The sequence below is a fragment of the Streptomyces sp. URMC 126 genome, from assembly GCF_051386555.1.
Lineage (GTDB): Bacteria > Actinomycetota > Actinomycetes > Streptomycetales > Streptomycetaceae > Streptomyces.
Genome location: NZ_JBPQTX010000544.1, coordinates 1 through 2,548 on the forward strand (window position 1 = coordinate 1; position 2,548 = coordinate 2,548).

General features: G+C 72.6%; 3 protein-coding genes. 1 reads left to right on the forward strand and 2 read right to left on the reverse strand.

All coding sequences use genetic code 11. From position 1 onward, the window contains the following. The first annotated feature begins 220 nt into the window (after positions 1-220). The gene (locus ACSNOK_RS32515; RefSeq protein WP_436784385.1) at positions 221-1,141 is read left to right on the forward strand and encodes a serine hydrolase; all 921 of its coding nucleotides are present in this window, start codon (positions 221-223) and stop codon (positions 1,139-1,141) included. 69 nt (positions 1,142-1,210) lie between these two features. Here the strand turns inward: ACSNOK_RS32515 and ACSNOK_RS32520 are convergent, their stop codons facing one another. After that, positions 1,211-1,402 carry a ferredoxin gene (locus ACSNOK_RS32520; RefSeq protein ID WP_436784386.1) on the reverse strand — a complete coding sequence of 64 codons (192 nt, stop codon included), beginning with the start codon at positions 1,400-1,402 and terminating at the stop codon, positions 1,211-1,213. 19 nt (positions 1,403-1,421) lie between these two features. Then, on the reverse strand, positions 1,422-2,548 hold a 1,127-nt coding region (locus ACSNOK_RS32525; protein ID WP_436784387.1), incomplete at its 5' end, for a cytochrome P450.

The following is a 2,548-nucleotide window of genomic DNA, read 5'->3' on the forward strand; positions in this document are numbered from 1 at the left end:
GCGAGGCCGGCGGCGGTATCCCGGGCCGGAGCGGCGCCTCCGGCGGGCTGCGCGGCGCGGGGGGCGCGGGCGCGCGGGGGCGCGTACAGGGGTAGCACCGGTAACAGCCGATCGCGCAACCGTTCGATTATCCCGTGAGTCATGGGAAGCGAGTTTCACGGTGATGGCGGAGCGATGACGTTCGTCACGGCCCCGCCATCACCCCGAACAGGGGGGACCCATGACTCGGCACCACACACCCCGGCGCGCGCTCGCCGCGTCGGTCGCGGTGGCGGCGCTCGCCGCCGCCGCTCCGCTCGCCACCGCCGGCCCCGCGGCCGCCGCGGGACCGAAGGTCGTCTGCACCTCGGCCAAGGCCGGACTCGCCGCCAAGCTCACCAAGGACATCACCACGGCACTGCGCGGCGCGCCCGCCCGGTCCGCCGTCGCCCTGGAGGACCCGGCGACCAGGACGACCTGCTCCTACAACGCGGACGCGGGGTTCGACTCCGCCAGCGTGATCAAGGCGACCGTGCTCGGCACCCTGCTGTGGGACGCGGGCAGGCACGGGCGGCAGTTGACGGCCTGGGAGAAGCGCCAGGCCAAGGACATGATCACTTGGTCCGACAACGATTCCACCGACCGGCTCTGGGCACGGCTCGGCAGCTCCAAGGTCACGGCGTTCGTCAAGGCCGCCGGCATGAAGCGAACCGTCCCGAACTCCGGGGCCACCTGGGGCATCAGCCGGATAACCGCCGGTGACGAGCAGAAGATGCTCGGACTGTTCACCAAGCGGAACAAGCTGATCCGGGACAAGGACCGCTCCTACGCCCTCGGCCTGATGAACCAGGTCGTCTCCTGGCAGCGCTGGGGCACCCCGGCCGGCGCCCCCAAGGGCACGAAGATCCATGTGAAGAACGGCTGGATGCACCGCTCCTTCGACAATCGCTGGTACGTGCACAGCATCGGCGCCTTCACCGGCGGCGGCCGCACGTACACCATGTCGGTGCTGACCTACGGCACCTACAGCGACGCGAGCGGCGCCAAGGCGATCGCGGGCATCGCGCGGGCCGTCCACAAGGACCTGAACCCGGCCGCGAAGAAGAGCGCGCTCTTCACTCCGCCGGCCCGCCCGCGGGAGGTCGTCCCGCCGGGCGTGTGAGGACGGGCCCCGGGCGGCGGGCGGCGAGCCCGTCCCGCCGGCCGGGGCGGTTCGCGGAGGCGGAGGGCCTCACTCCGCGTCGAGCGTGATCGCCTGGACCGGACAGGCCCGTACCGCCTCCTTCACCATCGGGTCCCTGCCGTCCTCCTGGCCCGGCCGGACGACGCCGAAACCGTCGTCGTCCGTGTCGAAGACGCTGGGGGAGGTGAGGGCGCACTGACCCGAGCCGATGCACAGGTCCGAATCGATGCTCACGCGCATGGGGTACTCCGTTCTGCGGTCACCAGGTGACCGGGAGGGCGAACAGTCCTTGCACGGTGCCGCCGGGCTTGACGGACACCTCATCGGGGGCAACGGCGAGCCGTAGCGTGGGGATACGGGCGAACAGGGACGAGAAGGCGATTTCGAGCTCCGCGCGGGCCAGGTTCTGGCCCAGACACTGGTGGATCCCGTACCCGAACGCCACATGGTGGCGGGCGGAGCGGCGTACGTCGAGGGTGTCGGGGTCGGCGTAGGCGGCCGGATCGCGGTTGGCCTCCGGGGTGGCGAGCAGCACGCCCTCGCCCGCCCTGATCGTCTCCCCGGCCACCTCGACGTCCGCCACGGCCACCCGCACCAGCGAGTCGGCGATCGACAGGTAGCGCAGCAGTTCCTCGACCGCGCCGCGCGTCAGGTCCGGATCGGCGCGCAGGGCGGCCAGTTGGTCCGGGTGGCGCAGCAGGGTGTAGGTGCCGAGGGAGATCATGTTGGAGGTGGTCTCATGGCCCGCGATCAGCAGCAGCATCGCCGTCGAGACGAGCTCCTCGGCGTCCAGGATGCCGGACGGGTCCGCCAGGAGGGTGTCGAGCAGACCGTCGCCCGGCGCCCGGCGCTTCCGGTCGAGCAGCTCCCCCAGGTACGCCCGCAGCGCGTCCCGGGACTCGGCGGCCTCCGCCGCGGTGTCCGCGACGAGCAGCCGCCGCGAGTGGTGCTCGAAGAACTCGTGGTCGTCGTAGGGGACACCGAGCAGGGCGCAGATGACGGTGGACGGGACGGGGAGGGCGTACGCCGTGACGAGGTCGGCCTCCGGGCCGGCGGCCAGCATGCGGTCGAGGAGGTCGTCCACGACCCGCTGAACGGTGGGGCGCAGGGCCGTGATCCGCTGGAGGCCGAAGCCCGGGATGACCGTCCGGCGCTGGCGGTTGTGCAGCGGGTCGTCGGCGCCCAGCAGGGGGATGGGCCGGTCGCCCTGTTCGGCCAGGCGCGGCATGGTGACCGGGAAGTCGGGGAGCTGCCGGTCGGCGGAGAGCCGGCGGTCGGTGAGCAGGGCCCTGACCTCGGCGTGGCCGGTGACGTACCAGACCTCCCGGCCGTCGAAGAGCGTCACCCGCGAGAGCGGGCGGCTTCCGGGGGCGGGCGGGTGGACGG

Coding starts and splice junctions, on each gene's coding strand:
- ACSNOK_RS32515 (WP_436784385.1), top strand. CDS start 221: ATGACTCGGCACCACACACCCCGGCGCGCGCTCGCCGCGTCGGTCGCG.
- ACSNOK_RS32520 (WP_436784386.1), bottom strand. CDS start 1,402: ATGCGCGTGAGCATCGATTCGGACCTGTGCATCGGCTCGGGTCAGTGC.